Origin of the sequence: Burkholderia sp. AU44665, from assembly GCF_030504405.1 — a bacterium.
Classification (GTDB): Bacteria; Pseudomonadota; Gammaproteobacteria; order Burkholderiales; family Burkholderiaceae; genus Burkholderia; species Burkholderia semiarida.
On sequence record NZ_JAUJRI010000022.1, the window covers coordinates 31298 to 54280 of the forward strand.

21 protein-coding genes are annotated in these 22983 nt (G+C 67.0%); 10 read left to right on the forward strand and 11 right to left on the reverse strand.

Going from position 1 to position 22983, the window contains the following annotated elements; genetic code table 11:
- Positions 1 to 50: 50 nt before the first annotated feature.
- From QZM15_RS28395 to QZM15_RS28405, 3 genes are all read right to left on the reverse strand, one after another.
- A complete protein-coding gene (locus QZM15_RS28395; protein WP_059577552.1) occupies positions 51 to 275 on the reverse strand; it encodes a hypothetical protein in 225 nt (74 codons plus the stop codon).
- A gap of 278 nt (positions 276 to 553) precedes the next feature.
- Entirely contained in the window at positions 554 to 757 is a 204-nt protein-coding gene (locus QZM15_RS28400) for a cold-shock protein (RefSeq protein WP_006485974.1), read from the reverse strand.
- Positions 758 to 1208: 451 nt separating this feature from the next.
- Entirely contained in the window at positions 1209 to 2312 is a 1104-nt protein-coding gene (locus QZM15_RS28405) for an alpha/beta fold hydrolase (protein WP_302107735.1), read from the reverse strand.
- Between the two features lie 207 nt (positions 2313 to 2519).
- On the opposite strand from QZM15_RS28405, the gene QZM15_RS28410 reads away from it, so the two are divergent.
- Both QZM15_RS28410 and QZM15_RS28415 read left to right on the forward strand, forming a co-directional pair.
- Complete coding sequence (locus QZM15_RS28410) at positions 2520 to 3149, forward strand: TetR/AcrR family transcriptional regulator (RefSeq protein ID WP_302107706.1); 630 nt, start codon at positions 2520 to 2522, stop codon at positions 3147 to 3149.
- A 148-nt stretch (positions 3150 to 3297) separates the two neighbouring features.
- Complete coding sequence (locus tag QZM15_RS28415; protein ID WP_099318551.1) at positions 3298 to 3819, forward strand: DUF2867 domain-containing protein; 522 nt, start codon at positions 3298 to 3300, stop codon at positions 3817 to 3819.
- A gap of 119 nt (positions 3820 to 3938) precedes the next feature.
- Here QZM15_RS28415 and QZM15_RS28420 read toward each other — a convergent pair whose 3' ends face one another.
- Positions 3939 to 4859 (reverse strand): LysR family transcriptional regulator, encoded by a 921-nt coding sequence (locus QZM15_RS28420; RefSeq protein ID WP_302107707.1) that lies wholly within the window; start codon positions 4857 to 4859, stop codon positions 3939 to 3941.
- An 81-nt stretch (positions 4860 to 4940) separates the two neighbouring features.
- On the opposite strand from QZM15_RS28420, the gene QZM15_RS28425 reads away from it, so the two are divergent.
- From QZM15_RS28425 to QZM15_RS28450, 6 genes are all read left to right on the forward strand, one after another.
- Positions 4941 to 5891 carry a ketopantoate reductase family protein gene (locus QZM15_RS28425; protein WP_302107708.1) on the forward strand — a complete coding sequence of 317 codons (951 nt, stop codon included), beginning with the start codon at positions 4941 to 4943 and terminating at the stop codon, positions 5889 to 5891.
- Positions 5888 to 6280, forward strand: a complete 393-nt coding sequence (locus tag QZM15_RS28430) for a VOC family protein (protein WP_059637761.1) — start codon at positions 5888 to 5890, stop codon at positions 6278 to 6280. The genes QZM15_RS28425 and QZM15_RS28430 overlap by 4 nt, the downstream gene beginning before the upstream one ends.
- 2 nt (positions 6281 to 6282) lie before the next feature.
- Complete coding sequence (locus QZM15_RS28435; protein WP_059577540.1) at positions 6283 to 6741, forward strand: MaoC family dehydratase; 459 nt, start codon at positions 6283 to 6285, stop codon at positions 6739 to 6741.
- Positions 6741 to 7961 (forward strand): CaiB/BaiF CoA-transferase family protein, encoded by a 1221-nt coding sequence (locus QZM15_RS28440; RefSeq protein WP_302107709.1) that lies wholly within the window; start codon positions 6741 to 6743, stop codon positions 7959 to 7961. Before QZM15_RS28435 ends, QZM15_RS28440 begins: the two co-directional genes overlap by 1 nt.
- The gene (aroE, locus tag QZM15_RS28445; RefSeq protein WP_302107710.1) at positions 7961 to 8794 is read left to right on the forward strand and encodes a shikimate dehydrogenase; all 834 of its coding nucleotides are present in this window, start codon (positions 7961 to 7963) and stop codon (positions 8792 to 8794) included. Before QZM15_RS28440 ends, aroE begins: the two co-directional genes overlap by 1 nt.
- A gap of 341 nt (positions 8795 to 9135) precedes the next feature.
- The gene (locus QZM15_RS28450; protein ID WP_302107711.1) at positions 9136 to 10368 is read left to right on the forward strand and encodes an MFS transporter; all 1233 of its coding nucleotides are present in this window, start codon (positions 9136 to 9138) and stop codon (positions 10366 to 10368) included.
- A 68-nt stretch (positions 10369 to 10436) separates the two neighbouring features.
- On the opposite strand, the gene QZM15_RS28455 is transcribed toward QZM15_RS28450, so the two are convergent.
- The gene (locus tag QZM15_RS28455; protein WP_302107736.1) at positions 10437 to 11201 is read right to left on the reverse strand and encodes an SDR family NAD(P)-dependent oxidoreductase; all 765 of its coding nucleotides are present in this window, start codon (positions 11199 to 11201) and stop codon (positions 10437 to 10439) included.
- A 139-nt stretch (positions 11202 to 11340) separates the two neighbouring features.
- On the opposite strand from QZM15_RS28455, the gene QZM15_RS28460 reads away from it, so the two are divergent.
- Positions 11341 to 12258 (forward strand): LysR family transcriptional regulator, encoded by a 918-nt coding sequence (locus tag QZM15_RS28460; protein ID WP_124657526.1) that lies wholly within the window; start codon positions 11341 to 11343, stop codon positions 12256 to 12258.
- A gap of 218 nt (positions 12259 to 12476) precedes the next feature.
- On the opposite strand, the gene QZM15_RS28465 is transcribed toward QZM15_RS28460, so the two are convergent.
- On the reverse strand, positions 12477 to 13343 hold the full coding sequence (locus QZM15_RS28465) for an NmrA family NAD(P)-binding protein (RefSeq protein ID WP_302107712.1): 867 nt from the start codon (positions 13341 to 13343) through the stop codon (positions 12477 to 12479).
- 209 nt (positions 13344 to 13552) lie between these two features.
- On the opposite strand from QZM15_RS28465, the gene QZM15_RS28470 reads away from it, so the two are divergent.
- Positions 13553 to 14485, forward strand: coding sequence for a LysR family transcriptional regulator (locus tag QZM15_RS28470; RefSeq protein ID WP_302107737.1), 933 nt, complete (start codon positions 13553 to 13555; stop codon positions 14483 to 14485).
- Positions 14486 to 14535: 50 nt separating this feature from the next.
- On the opposite strand, the gene QZM15_RS28475 is transcribed toward QZM15_RS28470, so the two are convergent.
- The 5 genes from QZM15_RS28475 to uca all read right to left on the reverse strand — a co-directional run bounded on the left by QZM15_RS28475 (position 14536) and on the right by uca (position 22917).
- Positions 14536 to 15273 (reverse strand): transporter substrate-binding domain-containing protein, encoded by a 738-nt coding sequence (locus tag QZM15_RS28475; protein ID WP_302107713.1) that lies wholly within the window; start codon positions 15271 to 15273, stop codon positions 14536 to 14538.
- 159 nt (positions 15274 to 15432) lie between these two features.
- Entirely contained in the window at positions 15433 to 16344 is a 912-nt protein-coding gene (locus QZM15_RS28480; protein ID WP_302107714.1) for an ABC transporter ATP-binding protein, read from the reverse strand.
- Positions 16345 to 16389: 45 nt separating this feature from the next.
- Positions 16390 to 17364, reverse strand: a complete 975-nt coding sequence (locus tag QZM15_RS28485; protein ID WP_302107715.1) for an ABC transporter permease — start codon at positions 17362 to 17364, stop codon at positions 16390 to 16392.
- Between the two features lie 64 nt (positions 17365 to 17428).
- Positions 17429 to 19300 (reverse strand): allophanate hydrolase, encoded by a 1872-nt coding sequence (gene atzF, locus QZM15_RS28490; protein ID WP_302107716.1) that lies wholly within the window; start codon positions 19298 to 19300, stop codon positions 17429 to 17431.
- Complete coding sequence (uca, locus tag QZM15_RS28495; protein WP_302107717.1) at positions 19297 to 22917, reverse strand: urea carboxylase; 3621 nt, start codon at positions 22915 to 22917, stop codon at positions 19297 to 19299. The genes atzF and uca overlap by 4 nt, the downstream gene beginning before the upstream one ends.
- Positions 22918 to 22983: the final 66 nt, after the last annotated feature.

The window sequence follows — 22983 nt, forward strand, 5'->3', positions numbered from 1 at the left end:
TGGTGTTCGAATCGGATCGCGCCGCCGCTCGCGTCTGCCGGGCGTTGCCCTTAGCCGCGCGTATCGACCCAGTGGCGTGCCCAGCGTGCCGAATGCGCGAGCGCCTGTGCCTCGCTCGCGAAGTAATCGAGCGAATAGAACTGGTAGCGGCCTTCGTCGTGCATGCTGTCGACGCGTTCGAGCAGCAGGTTGGATGAAAAGCTCCCGTCGGGCAAGCGATGCGTCGAGGGTTGGACGGCATAGCCGTTGTATTGTTGAATTCGTTTGTCGTGCATTTTAATTTTAATGATGTTCGAGTGCGTGCGAGCCGTGCGACCGGCACACGGGTACGCCGATTCAAAAGCCATTGCGGACCGAATCTGACGCAGTCGGAAAGCGGAAATAAGGCGTTGCGGCCGGAGGGGAATGAAGTGCAACGAGACGTGTGGCGCTTGGCAAGCTGCTAACCCAATCGATGCAGCTGCAGGCAATCGCGCCAACTTGAGGAGACGAAGCTCCGTGGGGATGTCGCTGCGGCCCGGCGTCCGTCGCGGGAGGCCGGGCCCTTCAAACTTTACAGCGGCTTGATGTTGGCCGCTTGCAGACCCTTCGGGCCTTGCTTCGTTTCGAAGCTCACTTTTTGGTTTTCAGCCAGCGTCTTGAAGCCGTCGGCGCGGATTTCGGAGAAGTGAGCGAACAGGTCGTCACCGCCGTTGTCCGGAGTAATGAAGCCAAAGCCTTTGCTGTCGTTGAACCACTTGACGATACCGGTATCCATGAAGATTCCTTGAGAAAAAAATATGAAAATTTGCTCTGTCGAAGAGCGCTTGAAGCGTCAAGGAGGGAGAGGACAACGAATACCGCCGGGGAGGAGCGAGCAATTGATGAACAGCAATCGGACTTCTTGGACTTCGGTGCATACACTAACGGCCAGCAACCGCCACGTCAATCGTTATCTTGTAACTGTGTACCGGATAGCCGCTTGGAGGACGAGACCGGGAGATGCACTACGTCGCCTCGCGCATGGGCCAGCGTCGAAAGAGAAGCGCTCCGACCCCGAGTCGCCACGACGAGATCCGAAGCAGTCCATAAGATTGAACGAGGAACGTTCTCGGTCCACAGCGTGTTTCGATCGTCGCGCGCATGCGGCTCGACTCATCGGAGCGCGACGCCCCAATCGAAGGCAGCCGGAAGCTGCCGTCAGCCCTGAACCGCACCGCCCGCCTGCTTCACTCCTTCGCGAACGCGAGCAGGCGTTCGCCGAGTTTCTCCGGTTGCTCCTGCTGGATCCAGTGACCTGCGCCGTCGATCAGTTCGATGCCGCGCATGCTCGTCGCCGCCTTCGTTCGCATCAGATCGAGCGCGCCCGGCGCCGAATAGGTGCCCCAATCGCGCTTGCCGCCAATGAAGAGCGACGGAACGTCGATCGTTCTGCCCGAAAACAGGCGCAGCTCCGCGTTCAGGTCGGGATCCGACAGCACACGATAAGCCTGAAGCGCACCCTGAAACCCGGTGCGGCCGTACTCCGCCGTGTACACGCCCAGCTCCGCGTCGGTCAGCCATTTGCAGGCAAGGGTTTCCGCGGCGGACGGCTGGAATGGCGCGACGGTTTCCGGCATCGTCTTGCCGAGATCCATCACGTAATACGTAGGCATTTGCGCAAGCTCCGCGGCGGTGAGCGCCTTGAGCGGATGCGGCTCGTTCCCCCGCCAGTCGGCGCTCTTCACATGGAAAAATGCACGAAGAAACGCGGACAAACCTTGGGGTGGATACCACATGTCCCGGTTGGCGTTCCGTGTGCTCAGGTATTGCTGGTAATACGCTCTCGGCGGATCGAGCGCGGCAAGCGCCGCCGCCAGCTTCCCGCTTTCACTGTTCGGGCGAGCCGACGATGTCTCGTTTCGCGCCGTGTCGAACGGAAGCGCGGGCGGGCCGGGGAACGGTGCGCTCATCAGCACCACCGACGGAAAGACGTCAGGCCGCGCCAGCGCACAATACGCGGCCACGGGCGAGCCGAGGTCGTGTCCTGCCAGCATCGACGTATGCCGATACCCCAACGCCGAAACCAGTCCGAGGGCGTCGCGCGCCATGTTCAGGAGGCCGAAGGGCCCGAGCGGGGCGTCATAGTCGTTCGCCCAGCCGGTGGTGCGTCCATACCCCCGCTGGTCGGGTGCGACGACGTGGTATCCCGCGTCGGCCAGGATGGGCATCAGATGCCGCCAGCCGTAGGCCAGATCCGGAAAACCGTGCAGAAGCAACGCGAGCGGCCGGCCGGCGCTTTCATGACCGGCTTCGAGAATATGGACATCGAGGCCGTTCACCCCGTGAATCATGCGCGAGCGCACCCCGTTGGGAAGCGTTCCCGCGGCGTAGGTCGGCATGGCCAAATCGCCTTCTCCTGTCGGGTTTGCGCGGGCAGGCCGAAGCCACGCGGCAACCAGGCCGGCCGCGCCCATCGCGAGGACGGCTCGTCGCGGCGCCGATGGCTTGCTGTTGTCGACGGGCATCGTGGCGCTCCGGAATATGGTGATCACCATAGTATGGCGATCGCCATAGCCCGGTCAAGCGAAACGTGGTACGTTTGCCGCATGACACGCAAGACTGACGCTCGCGCTCGCGCGATTGCCACGGCGGAACGGCTGTTTCGCATCCAGGGCTACACCGCGACCGGACTGACCCAGATCCTCGAAGAAAGCGGCGCCCCCAAAGGATCGTTCTACTTCCACTTCCCACGCGGCAAGGCGCAGCTCGCGGAGGAAGCCATCGATCATTACGTCACGAATCGAATTGCCGTCTTGCGGAACATCTCGGCTGAGACGACCGGTCATGCGCTGAATTTTGTTCGCCGGATCCTCAGCACATTTGCCGCCGAAATGGTCGCCACCGATTTTCAGTACGGGTGCCTGATGCAAAATCTGGCGAACGAACTGCCCGCGCTCGACGCCGAACTCACCCAGCGGGTCGCGCGTGGGTTTGCCGATTCGACCGAGGTCATTGCGGCGCATTTCCGCGGGTGCGATTTCGCTTCCGCACGCGCATCGTCAGCCGCGGCCGCGCTGGTCGCCGCGCTCGAAGGTGCCCGCACGATCGCGCGTCTGGAACGCTCGCCGGCCGTATTCGACGCGCTGGCGGAGGTCAGCGGCCAAAGGTGGGGCGCTGCCGACGCGTGATCCGGCCCGATGTTCCCGTGACGAGTCGTCCGTGACTTCCGCCGATCACGGGGCATCGCCCGTTGCCGCGATGCCGCGAATGCTGTCGACTGCGTTCGCTCGAATGGCGCAGCGGTAACCGGGCAACGTGAACGGTGGGGAAACTGGCATGCAGACGCATTCGAAGAAAACCGAACAGGTCAGCCTCCCGGCGCACTCGAGGCTGAGCCGCTCATACGGCTCGGCGGATTTCGCCGACGCATTTTCGGTGGCCTTGCCGGCCACCGCCTGCAACGACGCGGCGTCTCTCGCGCGACACATCTTTACCGGGCAACCCAAGTGGATCGCGCTGCTGCTGCGCATCCGGGACCTGGTCGTGTGGCCGTTCGGGCTGAAAGGAACGGCCGATTTGAAAGCCGCGAACGGCGACCGAATCAGCATTTTTCGCGTGTTCGAACGACACGACGACGAAATCATTCTGGGCGAGGACGACACGCATCTCGATTTCCGTGTGTCGGTGCTCGTGCAGCCCGCATCCGACGGCCTGCCCCGGCGACTGACGCTCACCACCCTCGTTTTCTACAATCGTCCGTTGGGCCGGGTTTATCTCGGCGTCATCGCGCCTTTCCATCGCCTCGTCGTGCGTTCCTCGCTCGACCAGGCGCAGGCGCTCGGATGGCCGCGCCGATAGCCGCCGGAAAGCCCGGCGCCGCCGCAGGCGCCGTCACGGCGACATCGACGATCGCGACGGCGTTTTCATTTGCCGATGGTCTGAACGACCGGCCTTCCTCGCGACGCCGAAGCCGCGGATCAATGCGAAGCACCGAACAGTCGAATCACGACGCCGCGCAACCACCGGTTGCCGGCCTCGTGGTGATAGCGCGCATGCCAGTGCTGCCGTACCGCGAAGCCTTCGACGGGAATCGGGCACGCATGAACCGCCAGATCGTTGGCCTGCGCCAGCGTCTCGCCGATATGACGCGGTAGCGTCGTGATCAGGTCGGTCGTCTGCACGATCGCCCCCAACCCCAGAAAGCCCGGCAATTCCAGCACCACGTCCCGCTCGATACGCGCCTGCCGCAGCGCCTGTTCGAGAAGTTGTGCCCCCGTTCCCGCCGTAATGGCGACATGCCCCTCCGAACGATACTGCTTTACCCCAACCCGGCCGCGAATCCGCGGGTGATGCCGGTTCACCAGACAAATCCAGTCCTGGTCATACAGCTTCTGCTGATAAATACCGCCGCCAAGCCACGGCACGTAGCCGATCGCGAGATCGGCTTCGCCGGATTCGAGCGCCCGCTCCGTATTGCCGTCGATCCGTGCGGCTTCCAGCCGGACGCCCGGCGCCTGCGCGCGGACATGGGCCAGCAGCCGCGGCAACAGTGTCACGTGGCTCGCGTCGGTCATGCAGATGCGAAAGCGTCGCTGCGCGGTCGCCGGATCGAATGCGATCTCCCACGCCGTGAAGCGTCGCAGCGATTCGAGGATTTCCCGGCATGGCCCGATCAGCGCGTCGGCTTGCGGTGTCGGCGCCATGCCGCCGGGCGTGCGGATGAAGAGCGGATCGTGCAGGTGTTCCCGCAGGTGCCCGAGCCAGATGCTGACGGTCGGCTGGCTCTGGCCGAGCTGCTCGGCGACGCGCGTGACGCTGCGCACGTCGTACAGGAGATCGAATAGCTGAAGCAGCTTCAGGTCCGGCAGATCGGCGGGCATCGTCGCATTATTGTCCATCGCAATGACACTATTGTATCCATTGCATTGTCGACATGAGCGGCGGCTCCTATCGTGAGGCCATACGTCAAGGAGACACCATTGAAAATTGCGATTCTGGGTGCTGGCGCGCTGGGCTGTGCGATCGGCGCCACCCTCACCGAAGGCGGTCACGAGACCTGGTTGATCGACCGTTCGCCCGCGCACGTCGACGCGATGCGTCGCGACGGCCTGCGGGTCGACGACGCCCGCGGCACGCGCCAGGTACGCGTCCATGCGACGACGCAGGCCGCCGAAGTCGGTGTGGCCGACCTGGTGGTGGTCCTGGTCAAGTCGTTTCACACCGATGCCGCCATCCGCGGCGCACAGTCGCTGGTGGGGCCCGATACCGTCGTGCTGTCGCTGCAGAACGGCCTCGGGCACGAGGACATCCTGAGCGACGCCGTCGGCCGCGAACGCGTGCTCGCGGGCAAGACCTACGTCGGCGGCGTGCTGCGCGGGCCGGGCCATATCGAATCCGGCGTGATCGGCAAGCACACCTACATCGGTGAACTCGACGGACGCATCACGCCGCGCGTGCAGGCGATCGCCGCCGCGTTCGATACCGCCGGCCTCGCGACGACGATCAGCGACAACATCGTCGGCACGATGTGGGACAAGCTGCTGGTGAATGTCGCGACCGGCGCGCTGACCGGCCTCACCGGCCTCACCTACGGGCAGCTTTACGACGAGCCGCTGCTCAAGGCGACGTCGCTCGCGGCCGTGGCGGAGGCCATTGCGGCGGCGCAGGCAGCCGGCGTCAGGCTGTCGATGACCGATCCCGAACAAGCGTGGACGCTCGCCGCCGAGGGGCTGCCCGCTGCCTTCAAGACCTCGATGCTGCAGAGCCTGGAGAAAGGCTCGATCACCGAGATCGACTTCATCAACGGTTCGGTCGTGCGTGCCGGGCAGCGCCACGGCGTGCCGACGCCGGTCAATGCCACGCTCGTCGCCTGCATCAAGGGGCTGGAGCGCGCGATGGCCGATCGCCAGCGCGAGGAGCCTGCCGCATGAGCGCCACGAAAGCCTATCTCGAACACGTCGCGATCTGGGTGAAGGACATCCGCTGGCACATCCGTTTCTTCGAGGAAGTCCTCGGCATGACGCTGCGCGAAGTGGACGGCACGCTCGACGCACCGCGGCAGTACTGGACGCTCGGCGGCCTGCAGTTCATCCACGCGCCGGAACATGACGGCCCGGAAGGCCGGCTCGCCCATCTCGGCGTGATGTGCGAGGACCTGGAGGCCGCGCTGGCCGCGGCGCGGCGGTTCGACGTGACGGAGATGCCGCAGGGGCGCAACTGGATTCGCCTGCCCGACGGGCTCGCCGTCGAGCTGATTCAGGCCCGGCCGGCTTCCTGCGTCGCGCAGGCGCTGGCGATCAACCCGCGCGCGGAGGCATGACCATGACGATCGTCGAAAAATACTGGGACGACGCGCGCGAGGGCGACACGTGCACGAGCCCGACCTACCGGGTGACCAAGGAGCGCATTCTCGCGTATGCCGACCTCACCGGCGACCATACGCCCGTTCACGTGGACGAGGCATACGCGAACGCCAGCCATTTCGGCTGCCTCGTCGCGCACGGGCTGTTCGGGCTATCCATCGCCGACGGCCTGAAAACGCAGAGCGACTATCGCTTCCTGCCGGGCATGTCGCTCGGCTGGACCTGGGATTTCCTGCTGCCGATCAAGGTCGGCGACGTGCTGCACGTGACGTTCCGCGTCGGCTCGATGCGGGCCAGCAAGAGCCGCCCGGACTGGGGCATCGTCGTGCTGCCGTCGGAGCTGATCAATCAGGACGGGCAGGTCGTTCAACGCGGCGAACATCGTCTGATGGTGCCGCGCCGTCCGGAGGCACCGTGATGCAGGCCCGTCCCCTCGAAGGCATTCGCGTCGTCGACTACAGCCATTTCCTCGCCGGCCCGTATGTCGGGCGCTGTCTCGCGGCGCTCGGCGCCGAAGTCATCAAGGTCGAGCGTCCCGGCACCGGCGACGCCGGGCGTCAGCACGCAACCGTGCTCGACGACCAGCAAAGCGGCTACTTCCTGCAGCTCAACATGGGCAAGCGCGGCGTGAGCGTAAACATGAAGGACGCGCGCGGCAAGGCGTTCATGCAGCGGCTGTGCGACTCCGCCGACGTCTTCATCGAGAACTATCGGCCGGGTGCGCTGGACAAGCTCGGGCTCGGCTATGCCGAACTGTCGGCGCGCAATCCGGGCCTCGTCTACTGCTCGATTTCGGCGTACGGTCACACCGGCCCCGACGCGCATCGCGCGGGCTTCGGGCTGATCGCCGAAGCGAAGAGCGGAATCATGCAGATGGTCGGCACGCCGGGCGAGCGCCCGCCGCTGCTGCGCATTTCGCTCGGCGACATGTACACCGGCATTCATGCGGTCGCGGCGATCAACGCCGCGCTGCTGGGGCGCGTGAAGAGCGGCCGCGGGCAACACGTCGACATGGCGCTGTACGACACGCTGGTGTCGATGCACGAGTATGCGGTGCAGTGCTACACGCTGAAAGGCGTGCTGCCCGAGCAGACCGGGCACGACATGCCGACGTCGACACTCTACGGCGTGTTCCGCGCCGCGGACGGCGATCTCGTGATCGCCGCGCAGGTCGACGACGCATGGAAGCGCTTCGCCGAACTGATCGCGGCGCACGGCGGCCCGGCGGGCTTCGGCGCCGACACGCGGTTTCACGACAGCACCGGGCGCAACGCGCACCGCGCGGAAATCCTGTCGGTGGTCGAACCGTGGGTGGCCACGCGTTCCGTCGCGTCGGTACTGGACCTGCTGGACGGCATCGACGTGCCCTGCGCGAAGGTGCAGCGCATCGACGAGGTGTTGAACGATCCGCAGATCCAGGCCCGAGGCATGGTCGTCGAGCAACAGCATCCGCGCTACGGGACGCTGCGCCTGCCCAACTTGCCGTTCCGGTTCTCCGATTGCGATACGACGATTCGCGACGTCGCGCCCGATCTCGGCCAGCACAACGCGGAAATCGCGCGTTCCCTCGGGTTCGATGCGGCCGAAATCGACGCGATGCAGGCCGACGGCGTCCTCTATTCAAAAGCGAGCCAATGATGACCGACCAATACGCGGTGATCGGCAATCCGATCGGACACACGAAATCCCCGCTGATTCACGGCCTCTTCGCGCAAGAGACGCGGCAGGACCTCCGCTATACGGCGATCGAGGGCCCGCTCGAGCCGGCAGGCGCCTTTGCTGCCGCGGTACGTGCGTTTTTCGAGGGCGGCGGCAAAGGTATCAACGTCACCGCGCCGTTCAAGCTCGACGCGTTCGCGATGTCGGACGAACGCAGCGAGCGTGCGCGGCTCGCGGGCGCGGCCAACGCGCTGAAGTTCGACGGCGGCCGCATCCTGGCGGACAACTTCGACGGAATCGGGCTGGTTCGCGATATCGAAGCGAACCTCAATCTGCCGATGGCCGGCAAGCGCGTGCTGGTGCTCGGTGCGGGCGGCGCGGCGCGCGGCGCGCTGTTGCCGTTCCTCGAAGCCGGCCCGGCGGAACTCGTGATCGCGAATCGCGACGTCGACAAGGCGCGCGCACTGGCCGCGCAGGTCGCCGGGCGCGGCCCGCTGGTTGCCGGCAGCTACGCGGACCTCGCGCGGATGGGACGTTTCGACCTGGTCGTCAATGCGACGTCGGCGAGCCTGACCGGTGACCTGCCGCCTGTCCCGCCGAGCGTGTTCAGTCCGAAGGGAACCGCCTACGAACTCGCCTATGGCAAGCGTCTCACGCCGTTCCTCCGGCTCGCGAAAAACGCCGGCGTGCACGGGATCGCGGACGGCGTCGGCATGCTGGTCGAGCAGGCGGCCGAGGCGTTCGCCTGGTGGCGCGGCGTGCGCCCCGAGACCAGCGCGGTGATCGATCGGCTGGCCGTGCCGTTCGACTGAACAGGCGATGGGGATCGGCATGCGGGCGATCCCGATGCGCGACGGCATCGATCGCGACAGGCTCGGCAGGCGCGAGACGGCAGGCCCGGCGCCTCCCCGGTGAACGACCTGCGGCGAGCGAACGCGCAACCGGTCGGCAATTGCCGAATACGATCGGTTGCGCGTCGCACGCGAGCCCATGCCAGCATCATTGCGCGGCCAGCCGGCGATCGATGCGCCGGCGTGTTCGGCACCGCTTCCACCCCGCATTTTTTCAGCTTGCCGCCGCAGTGCTCGCACGCCGGGCGCCCTTGCCTTGCCGCTGCCTTCACCGCTCACCCGATACCCTGCCGAACACCGTCATGCCGGACACCACGCGCCCCGCTCGCCTGAACTTCGCGCTCATGTTGCCGCTGCTGCTCGCGGCCCAGCCGGTGGCGACCGACAGTTACCTGCCGGCGCTACCGGAAATCGCTGCAACGCTGGGCTCGGCCAGCGTCAGCCTCACGGTTTTCGCGTTGATATTCGGTATCGGACAATTGCCGATGGGCAGTCTTTCCGACCGGTTCGGCCGCCGTCCCGTCTTGCTGACCGGCCTTGCGCTCTATGCGCTGACCGCATTGGCGGCGGCGCTCGCATCAACCGCCCCGATGCTGGTGGCCGCACGTGCGATGCAGGGCTTTGCGATGGCCGCGATCCTGGTATGCGCCCGTGCGGCGGTACGCGACCGGTACTCGGCGGGCGACGGCCCATACGTGATGGCGCGCGGTTTCATGGGCATGGGGATGATGGCGTTCCTTGCCCCGATTCTCGGTGCGTACGTCACGCAGCACGCCGGCTGGCGATGGGTACTCGCGGGGATGAGCCTGTATGCGTTCAGCTTGCTCGTCATGTGCTGGTACGGCTTCCAGGAAAGCGCCGCCAGTATCGCGCCGCGCCGGAACCCGACCGGCGACGTGCGCGAGATATTCGGCAATGCCCCGTTCAGGGTATGGACGCTGCTGGCCGCGTCGACGTACACCGGCATGTTCTGCTTTCTGCTGCTTTCTCCGACGATCTATATCCGGAACCTCGGCATCTCGCCCCAGCGATACGGCTGGATACCGGCGAGCGGGACGCTCGTCTATGTCCTGAGCACCTACGGCTGCCGCCGGTTGCTCCGACGTCAAAGCATGCTGCGAACGGTGCGCCAGGGCGCGACGCTGAGTCTTTCCGGCGCGGTGATCCAGGCGTTGGGGTGTGCGCTGCTTCCCGGCAGCATCTGGCCGCTGCTCGTCGGGCACGGCGTGTATTGCCTCGGCCACGGGATCCATCAGCCATGCGGGCAGGCAGGGGCGGTCAGCGGCCTGCCTCATCTTGCCGGCCGCGCGGTATCCTGGTCCGGCTTCATCATGATGTTCTTCGCTTTCAGCGTGGGACAGACGGCGGCGGTTTTCACCGATCCGCGCTATCGATCGGGCGCGTGGCCGATGGTGGTGCCGATGCTTATCGTCGGCGTCACGCTGGTCACGATCGCGTTTGCGTGGTTGCCGAAAGTCGGTGGCGCGAAGTTGGGCGCGGCAACGGCTCCGGCGCGCGCGGTGGATGGTCGATGAGTTGCTTCGGGCAGTCGGCGGGCGAAGCGACGCGAACGCCTGTCCGACGTCGCGTCGATCAGCCACGCTCAGATCTGTTGCTGCCCGCCATCGACGAACAATTCGATGCCGTTCACGAAGCTCGCATCGTCTGAAGCGAGGAACAGCGCCGCGCTCGCGATCTCGCCCGGCTCGCCGAGGCGCCCCATCGGAATCTGGGCCGCCAGATAATCGGCCAACCCCTGACGCTGAGCCGCATCGTCACCGGCAAGATCAAGCAGGCCGGGCGTGCGGGTCGCGCCGGGGCTGATCGTGTTCACGCGGATGCGGCGCTCCTTGAGGTCGAGAATCCAGCTGCGCGCAAACGCGCGCACCGCCGCCTTCGAAGCCGAATACACGCTGAACGCAGCTGTACCCGCGCTGCCCGCCGTCGAGCCGGTCAGAATCATCGATGCACCCTCGGCAAGCAGCGGCAGCGCCTTCTGCACGGTGAACAGCACGCCCTTTACGTTGCGATCGAACGTTTCGTCGTAATGCGCCTCGGTGATGCTGCCGAGCGGCAGCATCGAACCGCCGCCGGCGTTCACGAACAGCACGTCCAGGCGACCGTGCTCTTCCTTGATTTGCGCATACAGCGCGTCGAGTTCGCCGAGTTTCGTGGAATCGGAACGCACGCCCGTCGCGTGGCCGCCGGCTGCGCGAATCCCTTCCACGGCGGCATCGAGCTCGGCCTGGCGGCGGCCCGTGAGATAGACGTGCGCGCCGTCAGCCGCGAAGCGCTGGGCGGTGGCGAGGCCGATGCCGCTGGTGGCGCCGGTGACGAGTGCGATCTTGTTGTCGAGCTTGCGTGCCATGGTATTGCTCCTTTCGTTGATCAGTGGTGTTTGCGTCAGGTGTCGCGTAGTGCGATGTGAGGAGAATATCGACGGCCTGATCTTTTCGAAATAGAATTGATCGCAATCAAACGTTGCATAAATGCAAGGATGAGGCGCAATGGCGTACCTACCCGACTTCGAAGGGCTCGCGATGTTCGCGAAGGTGGCCGAGCACGGGTCGTTTGCGGCCGCGGCGCGCGCGACCGGGGTGTCGGTCGCCACCGTCTCGCGCGGCGTGGCCCGCCTGGAGGAACGGCTCGGCGCGCGGTTGTTCAATCGGACGTCGCGCCAGCTCTCGCTGACCGAGTTCGGCCGGACGATCAGCGAGAAAGCCGGCGAGATCTATCGCCAGGCCGAGGAGGCGGAAAGCTCGGCGCGCGAGATGTCGGTGCAGCCCCGCGGGCTGGTGCGCCTGACCGTGCCGATGTCGTTCGGGCTGCGCTGGGTCGCGCCATTGCTGCCGGGCTTCTTTCGCGCGTATCCGGAAGTGTCGATCGACCTGCATTTATCGGATGCGTCGGTCGATCTGATCGCCGATGGATTCGACGCCGCATTGCGTATCGCCGCGCTGCCGGATTCGTCACTGGTCGCGCGGCGGTTGTGCGCAGTCACGCAATTCGTGGTGGCGTCGCCGGAATATTTGCGTCGCGAAGGAAAACCCGCGCATCCGCGCGAACTCGCGGATCGCCCCTGCCTCTCGTACGCCTATCGTGCACGTAGTGCCGTCTGGCGTTTCACGAACGACGCGGGCGACGAGGAGTCGATCATGCCGACGGGCCCGCTACGCGTCACCAACGCCGATGCGCTGTTGCCGACGCTGCTCGATGGTCTCGCGATCGCCGAGCTGCCGGAGTTCATCGCCTACGACTATCTGGCCGATGGCCGTCTCGAAGCCATTCTCACCGACTGGTCGCTGACGAAGGGTGGGCTTTATTTCGTTACGCCGTCGGCACGGGCGCGCCCCGCGAAGGTGACGGCATTGTCCGACTACTTCGCCGAACATCTGGGCAATCCAGTCTGGCGATGGCCAACGTGACGCGCGCGGAAAACGCTGGGGATACCTGATCTTCAAGGACTTGATCAGGTTCGACCGATCGACCGCTACGGCCCCCAGAGAAGGCCATCGGCCGACCGTCTGCGCGAACGACTTCAGATACTTCACGCCCGTGCCGCACATGATCGCGACGACGTGGCGTCCGGGCCGAGGCGTTCGGCGAACCGCAACCCCGCCCGTCTCGCCGGCCATCCGATGCGTCAGACCGTACGCGACACCAGTTCGCCCAGCACCGTGTCCAGCGCGACGCGGCCACGCAGGATTTCGTCAGGATCACTTTCGAAATCGATCCAGCCTTCGTTGAAACCGTCCAGCATGCGCATGCGCGGGAGCGGATGCTGCATGCCCTGCGCGCGAAACAGCGCTTCCCACGTTCGCCTGTCGACGGCCTCCGCGCGCACGTCCCGACCCAAAACGCGAGCGAAGGCCTGTGCAAGATCGTCGGGGCTCACCCGGCGCGGCCCTTCGAGCTCGACGACACGCACACCGCGCCACGTCTGCTGGAGCAGTTCCGCCGCCACGCGGCCGACGTCCGCGGTGGCGACCATCGGCACGGGCTTGTCGAGCGGCTGCAGGTAGCTGGCGACGACGCCATCGTCGCGCGCGGACGCGACATCCCACGCGGCGTTCTCCATGAACCAGCCGGGCCGCAGGAACGTCACCGGCATCGGCAGCTCGCGCAGCGTCTGCTCCATCAGCGTGAGTTGCGTGAGCAGATTGGGCTCATCAGCCTGCGCGCCGATCGTCGACAGGCACACGACCCTTTCGGGGCGCGCCTTCAGCAGCGCGGCGGACACGGCTTCGATCACCTTCCGCGCTTCGGGAAACCCGGGCGCCGGATCGAACACCGGCGGCAGCAGGATGAAAACGCCCGTCGCGCCGACGAACGCGGCGGCGAGCGACGAAGCGTCTTCCATGAAAGCGGTCGCCATCTCGCACCCGCGCGCCGCCCACGCCGCGGCCCGCGTCGCATCGCGCACGACCGCGCGCACGGGCCGACCCGAGGCCAGCAGCTCACGGGCCAGCGCGCCGCCGACCTTGCCGGTGATTCCAGTGATTGCATACATTGCTCGTTCTCCATGTGTGAATGCGTGGGTCGCATTGTGGACAAACACCGAACGAAACAAAACGACATGGATGGCATCATATTAGTGACAACGCGTCATCAATTCGGCATGATCGATGCGCACGCCCGGCAATGGGCATCATGCGGCGTGGGCGTGCCGGCCTTCCGCGGGGCGCTCGCGATCCGCCAACCGTGTTCATTCGAGCAACCATGAGATCCAGTAGCGAGAAACTGTCCGGCGGCATCAGCGTGTTCGCCGCCGTGGTCGATGCCGGGACGTTCGCGGCCGCCGCCGACGTGATCGGCATGACGCCGCCGGGCGTCAGTCGAGCGATTGCCCGGCTGGAAAGAAAATTGAATATCCGGCTGTTCAACCGCACGACGCGGTCGGTGTCGCTGACCGAAGAGGGCCGCCGCTTTTACGAGCAGGTCATGCCCCATCTCGCCGGGCTGGAGGAAGCCGCCGCGGCGGCCGCGGGTGGCGCGTCCGCGGTGCGCGGCAAGCTGCGCATCAATCTGGATCCCGTCGTCTATCGCGCCATTCTCGGGCAACGGCTCGATGCGTTCATGGACGCCCATCCCGAACTCGAAATCGAGCTCATCGCGCGAGACAGCCTGGGTGACCTCGTGACGGACGGCTTCGACCTCGCGGTACGATTCGGCGAACCGCGGGCCTCCAGCCTGATCGCGAGAAAGCTGCTCGATACCGGCGTCGTGACGGTCGCGGCGCCCTCGTACATCGCGCGCCGGGGGCGGCCGGAAAAACCCGAGGACCTCGAAAACCGCAACCACCGCTGCCTCGAATTCCGCAACCCGGAGACAGGCAAGCCGTTCGCGTGGGAATTCCATCGCAAACACAAACGCATCGTGGTCGACACCCGCGGGCGCCTCACGGTCAACGATCCAGGCGCCCTGCTCAACGCATGCGTCGCCGGTTCCGGCATCGCGCAGATGCTGCTGCTCGGTGCCGAGCCGCTGATCGCCGACGGCCGGTTGATCAATCTCTTTCCCGAATGGGCGGACGAGCGGTATCCGTTATACGCGTACTACCCGTCCCGGCATCACGTGCCGGCCAAGACCCGCGCGTTCCTGGATTTCATGGTCGAACTGTCGGGCATGCACGGGGGCGTCGGCACGCGCTAGTGCTCCAGCGCCGCCTCGCGAGCGCGCGGCGGCCCGCCGACGAGCGCCAGCTACGCTGTCTGTGCGAGGGCAGGATCGATCTCGCGCGCGGTCAGTCCGAATCTCGCCATGCGGGCGCGATGGTCCGGCGAGCCGAGATAGGCGCGAAGTTGCCGATCGAACGTGTCGAGAAGACGCCGGTTTTCCCGGTTGAATGAAAACGCGCCGAGCGCAGGCGCTCGCCGTGCGCCGTTGACGCCCGGCTCGTGCGCGACGGCCTCGATCATCGCGCTGCCTATGCGGCTCGCAACGATTCGATTCCCCAACGCCGTGCTCGCATAGGCGTCGATCACGCCGGAGAGAACGGCCGCGATCGCGTCGGCTTGCTGTTCGAACACGACGATTTGCCGCCGACTCACGCCTGACGCCATCGCGGAATCCTGCTGGACCTGTCCGGCAATGATGCCGAGGCGCGCATCGGGACGTTCGGCGATCGACGCATAGCTCGTGAGCGCTTTCGGGTTGCCGGGACGCACCAGAAAGCCGTCCTCGATGCCCCACACCGGCACGCTGAACGCGACGGTATCGGCGCGCTGCGGCGTCACGAACAGCGGCACGTTCATGTCCCAGTGACCCGATGCGACGCCGGGTAGCAATTCGCTGAACGTCGTCGGGCAATACTCGATCCGGGTAGCACCGATCTGTCGCAGGATCGTCGCCGCGAGCTCCAGATCGGCACCCATGGCGGTGCCGTCCGCTTCGGTCCAGCCGAACGGCGGTTCCTCGATGTACGCAATGGTTACCTTCATCGCATTGTCCTGCAGGCCGAAGAATCGATCAGGAGTTCATCAGCTTACCGTGGGAAGTCGAGATCCACTAAGAGCAGACAAAATTAATTCGGGTGTAAGCAAATTGACGACATTATTTTGGCGAGACCGTCAGGCGTGCCAGAATGAACTGGCGCCACGCTATTCGACGTTGTCCGCCACGTCCGTCATCCGGATCATGTGCGGCTTGATGCCGTCGTCTTCGACCGTCGCGGCCTCCTTCGGATGAATCAGCGCTTCGAGCCGCGCCTTCGTCGCGATGAACTCGGGCGTATTGACCTGCGAGTAATCGCGCGGCCGCGGCACCGGCACCTCGATCAGTTCCTGCACGCCGCCGGGGTTCGCCTTCAGCACCAGGATCCGGTCGGCCAGAAAGATCGCCTCGTCGAGATCGTGCGTGATGAACAGGATCGTCACGTCGATGTTGCGCCAGATGTCGAGCAGGTGCGTCTGCATCCTCGCCCGCGTCTGGGCGTCCAGCGCGCCGAACGGTTCGTCCATCAGCAGGATGCGCGGACGGTTCGCGAGCGCACGGGCAATCGCCACGCGCTGCTTCATCCCGCCCGACAACTGGTGCGGATACACGTCCGCAAAACGCGTCAGCCCGACGAGATCGAGCCACTGCAGCGCCTCGCGCTCGGCCACGCCGCTGCTGCTGCCGTTCATTCGCAGGCCGAACATCACGTTCTTCTTCACCGTGAGCCACGGAAACAGCGTATAGCCCTGGAACACCATCCCGCGATCGGCGCCCGGCCCGTCCACCGGTTTGCCGTCCAGCAGCACGTCGCCGCTCGTCTGCGCGTCGAGCCCGGCGAGGATCCGGATCAACGTCGATTTGCCGCAACCGGACGGGCCGATCACGCACACGAACTCGCGCCGGTGCGTGCGGAAACTGATGTCGTCGAGCGCGACACACTCGCCCTGCGGTGTCGTGAAACGCTTGCCGACGTGCCGCACGTCGAGTATCACGTCGCGGGCCTTCAGTCGCGCGAAGCGCTCGCGCACCGCGTCGGATTGAATCAGGTAATCGGGGACGGCTTGCGGGTTCTGCATGATGCCCTCTGCTGAAATCGGTCGATGGATACGTGCGGGCGGCGCTCACGCTTTCAGCGTGCGGTCCCACGGAAAGAGCCGGCGGCCGAGCAGCGCGAGCACGATATCGGTGCCGAGGCCGATGATCCCGATCATCAGGATCGCCGCATACACGTTGTCGAAATGCTGGTAACGCGCCTGCTGGCTGATGTACCACGTGATGCCCGAACTCGTGCCGACGAGCTCGGCGACGATCAGATAAGTCCACGCCCAGCCGAGCAGGATCCGCTGATCGCGATACAGGTCCGGCAGCACGCCCGGAATCACGACGTGCGTCAGCAGCTTCAGTTTCCTCGTGCCGAGCGTCATCGCGGCCTCGAACAGCCCGTATTCGAGCTTGCGCGTGGTGTTCGCGACGATCAGCACCTGCTGGAACAGCGTGCCGATCACGATGATCGCGATCTTCGGCGCGTCGTAAATGCCCAGGATCGCGACCATCAGCGCGCCGAACGCGGGCGCCGGCAGGTAGCGGAAGAACTCCAGGAACGGCTCCTGCAGCCGCGCGAGCGCACTGAAGGTGCCGCAGACGATGCCGAGCGGCACGCCGATCGCCGACGAAATCACGAAGCCCCAGAAGATGATGCGGATGCTGTGCCACAGGCTTTCGTGCAGCCACACGCCGTCGCGCGACGCGGGCGGTGTCGTGAACGCCGTGTAGAACGCGCGCAATACCTGGTGCGGCGCCGGCAGGTAGACCGGATTCGCGCGCTCGCCCTCGGGCACGGCTGCGTGCGCCGCACGCGCATGCGCGAGCTCGTCGTCGAACACGTCGCGATCGATCTGCATGCCGGCCTGGAAATAGTCGACGCTGCCCGGATTCGTGATGCGCATTTGCGGATGCCAGACGAACGGGACATAGCTGATCAGGCACCAGACGGCGAACGGCAGCAGGAAGGACGCCAGCCCGAGCGTCCATTTGCCGCGCGTCGTCAGCTCGCGCCGCACGGCGAGCCAGCCGGTCGTGTTGCGGGTCGTTGTCATCGGAATCTCCGTATCGTTTCGGGTACCGGTCGCGCGAATGCCGCGGCATCGCGCGACCGTGCGGTCATTGCCGTGCGTCGCTCGCGGCCTGCGCGCGGTACGCCCGCCAGCCGCCGAACCGCGTGATGTCCTGCGCTTCGTCGAGCGCCACGTTCTCGCACAGGAAGCCCTGCACGGGCGAACCGTCGGCGAGCGTCAACGTGCCGATGCCGAGCGGCGCCGCAATACCGGCGACGAAGCTGCCGTACGCGTCGACCGGCATCTCCCAGATCTCGACCGCGATCGGCGCGCCGCCGTCCGGCACGCGCACGAGCCCCGGTTTGGCGACGCCGCCGCTTGCGTCGGCGGACAGCGCATAGAGACGATAGGCCGGCGCGGTCGTGGTCGCGGCGACGAAGCGCGCGCCGCGCTGCGTGAGCTGCCCATTCAACGGTTCGCCGCGCAGATGCGCGCCGACGACGGCCACCCGCACGACACCCGCCGATGCGACGCCCGGCGGCATCGCGGCCGCAGGCGGCCGTACGTCGCCGCCCGCCGCCACGCCGTCGCCCCATGCCTGCGCGAGATCGAGCAGCCGCGCATCGTCGTGCGCGCGACCGACGAACGTGATGCCGAACGGCAAGCCCGCATGCGGCCCGGTCGCGCACGTGCCTGCCGGCACCGCGATCGCCGACAGGTCGAGCAGGTTCACGAAGTTCGTGTAATAGCCGAAGCGTGAATTGATCGCGATCGGATCGGCTTCGAGCGCATCGACGGTCGCGGTCGTCGCCGAGGTCGGCATCACGATCGCGTCGAGGCCGTCCCACGCGCGGGCCGCATCGACGCGCAGCGCCGCAAGCCGGTCGAATGCGGCGAACGCATCGGCGGCGCTGAAGCGCGACGCGCCGCCGAGGATCTCGCGAATCACCGGATGCAGCGCATCGGGCTCGCGCGCGGCGAACGGGCCGATCGCGGCGAGCCGCTCGGCGACCCACGGGCCTTCGTACAGCAGCCGCGCGGCGGCCAGGAATGGGCCGAAGTCGATCTCGACGATCCGCGCGCCGGTCGCGCGCAGCCGTTCCAGCGCCGCACCCCATGCCGCGCGATACGATGCGTCGCCGAAGAATTCGAGCTGATCGGCACGTGGCGTACCGAAACGCAATTGCGCGAGCGGCCGCGCCGGCTGCGCGCGCAAGCCGTCCGCGCCCAGCAGCGGCTGCCAGGCGCGCCCGTAAGGATCGCCTTCCGTCACGCCATGCGCGGCGGCGAACACGGTGCGCGCGTCGTCCGCCGAGCGGGCGAACACCGACACGCAATCGAGCGACCGGCAGGCCGGCACCACGCCGAGCGTGCTGAGCACGCCCCGGGTCGGCTTGAGCCCGACGAGCCCATGAAATGCGGCGGGTACGCGCCCTGAGCCCGCCGTGTCGGTGCCGAGCGAGAACGTCGCGACGCCGAGCGCGACGGCCACGGCCGAGCCGGAACTCGAGCCACCCGACGCGTAGCGCGGGTCGAGCGCATTGCGGCACGCGCCGTATGGCGAGCGCTGCCCCGAGAGCCCGGTCGCGAACTGGTCGAGATTCGTCTTGCCGACGGGAATCGCGCCGGCCGCGATCAGCCGCTCGACCACGGGCGCGCTGCGTTCGGGCGTATATGCGTAGGCGGGGCAGCCCGCCGTCGTCGGGATGCCGGCGACATCGATGTTGTCCTTGACCGCGAACGGCACGCCGTAGAGCGGCAACGACGCGATGTCGCGCGCGGCCAGTGCGTCGGCATACGGCATCATCTCGTCGCGCGTCAGCGGCCGGATCCACGCATGGTGCGGGTCGCCCGCGTCGAAGTGCGCGGCGATCGCGTCGACGAGCGCATGCGGCGTCAGGCCGCCCGCCGCGTAGCGTGCACGCAGTGCGGCAATCGAGTGCAGCCCGGGCAGGATCGAGCGTTCCGTCGTACTCATGCGACCTCCTCGGCGGCGCCCGCCTTCATCACCATCAGCCGCTGGCCGGCCACCACCGCCGCGCCAGGCGCGCAATCGATCGTTTCGATCGTGCCGTCTTCCGTTGCCGTCACCGCCACCTCCATCTTCATCGACTCGACGATCGCGACGACCTGCCCTTCGGTCACGCGCTCGCCGGCTTCCACCAGCACTTTCCACACGCTGCCCGACACGTCCGCGGCGATCGCCCGCTGCGTGTCGTCGAGCGCGGCCGCCACCCGGTCCGCTTGCGGGTCGCCCTGCTCCGCGTCGCCGACGTATTCCGCATGGCCGGCCGCGCGCCACCGCTCGCGCTCCGCGTCGAACGCGGCCTGCTGCGTCGCCTTGAACGCGGCGATCGAATCCGCCTCGTCGTTCAGGAAGCGGTTGTAGGCGCGCAGATCGAACACCGATTCCTCGATCTTTAGCGTCGCGCGGCCCGCGATGAAATCCGCACGCAGCGCACTCAGCTCGGTTTCGCTGACTTCGTAGAAGCGGATCTCGTCGAAGAAGCGCAGCAGCCACGGCTTGCCGGCTTCGAATTCCCGCGTGGTGCGGTGGCGGTTCCACATCTGCACGGTGCGGCCGACGAACTGATAGCCGCCCGGCCCTTCCATCCCGTACACGCACAGATACGCGCCGCCGATGCCGACCGCGTTCTCCGGCGTCCAGGTGCGCGCTGGGTTGTATTTCGTCGTCACGAGCCGGTGCCGCGGATCGATCGGCGTCGCGACGGGCGCACCGAGGTAGACGTCGCCGAGGCCCATCACCAGATAGCGCGCGTCGAACACGATGCGCTTCACGTCGTCGATGCTCGCGAGGCCGTTGATGCGCCGGATGAACTCGATATTGCTCGGGCACCACGGCGCATCGGGCCGCACCGACTGCATGTAGCGTTCGATCGCGACGCGCGTCGACGGGTCGTCCCACGACAGCGGCAGATGGACGATGCGGTTCGGCACGCGCATGTCGGCCACGTCGGCCAACTCGCGCTCGGCCGCCTGCAGATGCGCGAGCAGCGCATCGAGCGGCAGCGTCCGCGCGTCGAACTGCACCTGCAGCGAGCGAATGCCCGGCGTCAGGTCGAGCATGCCGGGCAACCGGTGCGCGTCGAGCCAGCCCATCAGCGCGTGCACGCGAAAGCGCAGGTTCAGGTCGAGCACGAGCGGCCCGTATTCGACGAGCACGTTGCGATCGCCCGAGCGCCGGTAGACGACGCCGATGCCGCCGCCCGCGGACGGGTCGCGGTGCAGCACGCAATCGTCGGATGCGCCGGATGCAGCCGTTGCCACGTCACGCGTCGCATCCACGATCGCGGCAGCCGGCTTCCCGGCCGATATCCCGGCCGACACGCCCGCGCGCACGAACCGCACGGTGTCGCCCGGCCGCAACTGCCCGAGCTTCCACAGCTCGTCGCGCACGACCGTCACCGGACACACGAAGCCGCCGAGGCTCGGGCCGTCCGGGCCGAGAATCACCGGCATGTCGCCGGTGAAATCGACGGCACCGATCGCATACGCGTTGTCGTGGATGTTCGACGGATGCAGCCCCGCCTCGCCGCCGTCCGCACGTGCCCATTGCGGCTTCGGGCCGATCAGCCGCACGCCGGTGCGGCTGGAGTTGTAATGGACGGTCCACTGCGTGCCGTAGAGCATCGCGATGTCGTCCGGCGTGAAGAAATCCGGCGCGCCATGCGGACCGTCGAGCACGCCGAGCGTCCATGCGTGGGTCAGCTCGGGAATGTCGGCCGCGGCCAGCGTCGCGCCGGCGTCGCCGCGCCCGGCGTCCGCGTGCAGATGCAGCACGTCGCCCTTGCGCAGCGCGCGGCCGGCATGGCCGCCGAACTGGCCGAGCGTGAAGGTCGCCTTGCTGCCGAGATAGTCGGGTACCTGCAGCCCGCCCTTGACGGCGAGACACGCGCGCACGCCCGCGCCCGTCACGCCGCCCAGCTTGAGCACCGCGCCCGCCCGTGCGCGCACGACCTGCCAGAACGACACCGCTTCGCCGTCGAGCGTGGCCGCGAGCGGCGCACCGCCGAGCACGAACAGCGTCGCGGTATTGAAGCGCAGCGTCGCGCCGACCATCGTGAATTCCAGCCCGGCCGCGTCGCGCGCGTTGCCGAGTAGCGCGTTCGCGAGATCGAACGCGCGATCGTCCATCGGCCCCGACGGCGGCACGCCGACGCTCCAGTAGCCGACCCGCCCGGGCGCCTGCTGCACGGTGGTCTGCACGCCGCCGTCGAGCACGTCGATCGTGTGCGGCGCAAACGCGAAGCGCGACAGGAAGGCAGTGGTCGGCGCACCGCGCGCGAACGTGTCGGAGCCGACGACGGCGCGCAGGTAGTCGAGGTTGGTCTCGATCCCGTACAGCTCGGTCTGGTCGAGCGCGGCACGCAGCGCGGCCAGCGCGTCGCGCCGCGTGTCGCCGCGCACGATCAGCTTCGCGAGCAACGGATCGTAATGCGCGCTGATCTCCGTGCCTGCCTCGATCCAGCCGTCGACCCGCACGTTCTCCGGAAACGACACGTGCGTAAGCAGCCCGGCGCTCGGCTGGAACTGCTTGTTCGGATCCTCCGCATAGAGCCGCACCTGGATGCTCGCGCCGCGCGACGCGACGGCAAGCGTGTCGAGCGGCGGCAGGTCGCCTTCGGCCTGCAGGATCATCCATTCCACGAGATCGACGCCCGTCACTGCCTCGGTCACGCAATGTTCGACTTGCAGCCGCGTGTTCACCTCGAGGAAATAGAACCGCCGCGCGGACGCGTCGAACACGAATTCGACCGTGCCGGCCGACGCGTAGCCCACCGCGCGCGCGAGCCGCACCGCGCTCGCGTGCAGCGCGTCGCGCTCGGCGTCGGTCAGGTCGGGCGCGGGCGTTTCCTCGATCACCTTCTGGTTGCGGCGCTGCACCGAGCAATCGCGTTCGCCGAGCGCGATCGCGCCGCCGCGGCCGTCGCCGAAGATCTGCACTTCGATGTGCCGCGCGTGTTCGACGAACTTCTCGAGATAGACGCCCGCATGTGCGAAATTCGCGGCGCCGAGCCGCACGACCGATTCGAACGCCGCGCCGAGCTGCGCGGCATCGCGACACAGCGACATGCCGATGCCGCCGCCGCCCGCCGTGCTCTTGAGCATCACCGGATAGCCGATCGCGTCGGCTTCGGCGAGCGCCGTCGCCACGTCGTCGAGCAGCCCGGTGCCGGGCAGCAGTGCGACGCCGTGTGCGGCGGCGAGTTCGCGCGCGGTGTGCTTGAGGCCGAACGCGCGCATGTGATCGCCACACGGCCCGATAAAGCGCAGGCCCGCCGCTTCGCATGCGTCGGCAAAGCCCGCGTGCTCGGACAGGAAGCCGTAGCCGGGGTGCACGGCTTGCGCGCCGGTCTCGCGCGCGGCGGCGAGGATGGCCGCGACGTTCAGATAGCTGTCGGCCGCCGGCGCGGGCCCGACCCGCACGGCTTCGTCGGCGAGCGCCACGTGGCGCGCGTCGCGATCGGCATCCGAATAGATCGCGACCGATGCGATGCCAAGGCGCTTCAGCGTGCGGATCACGCGGCAGGCAATTTCGCCGCGGTTCGCGACGAGGACTTTGGCGAATCTCATGTTGCCTCCCGCCGGGCCGCCCCAAGGAAGGCAACCGCCCCCTTGGGGGGCAGCGAACATGTCGGC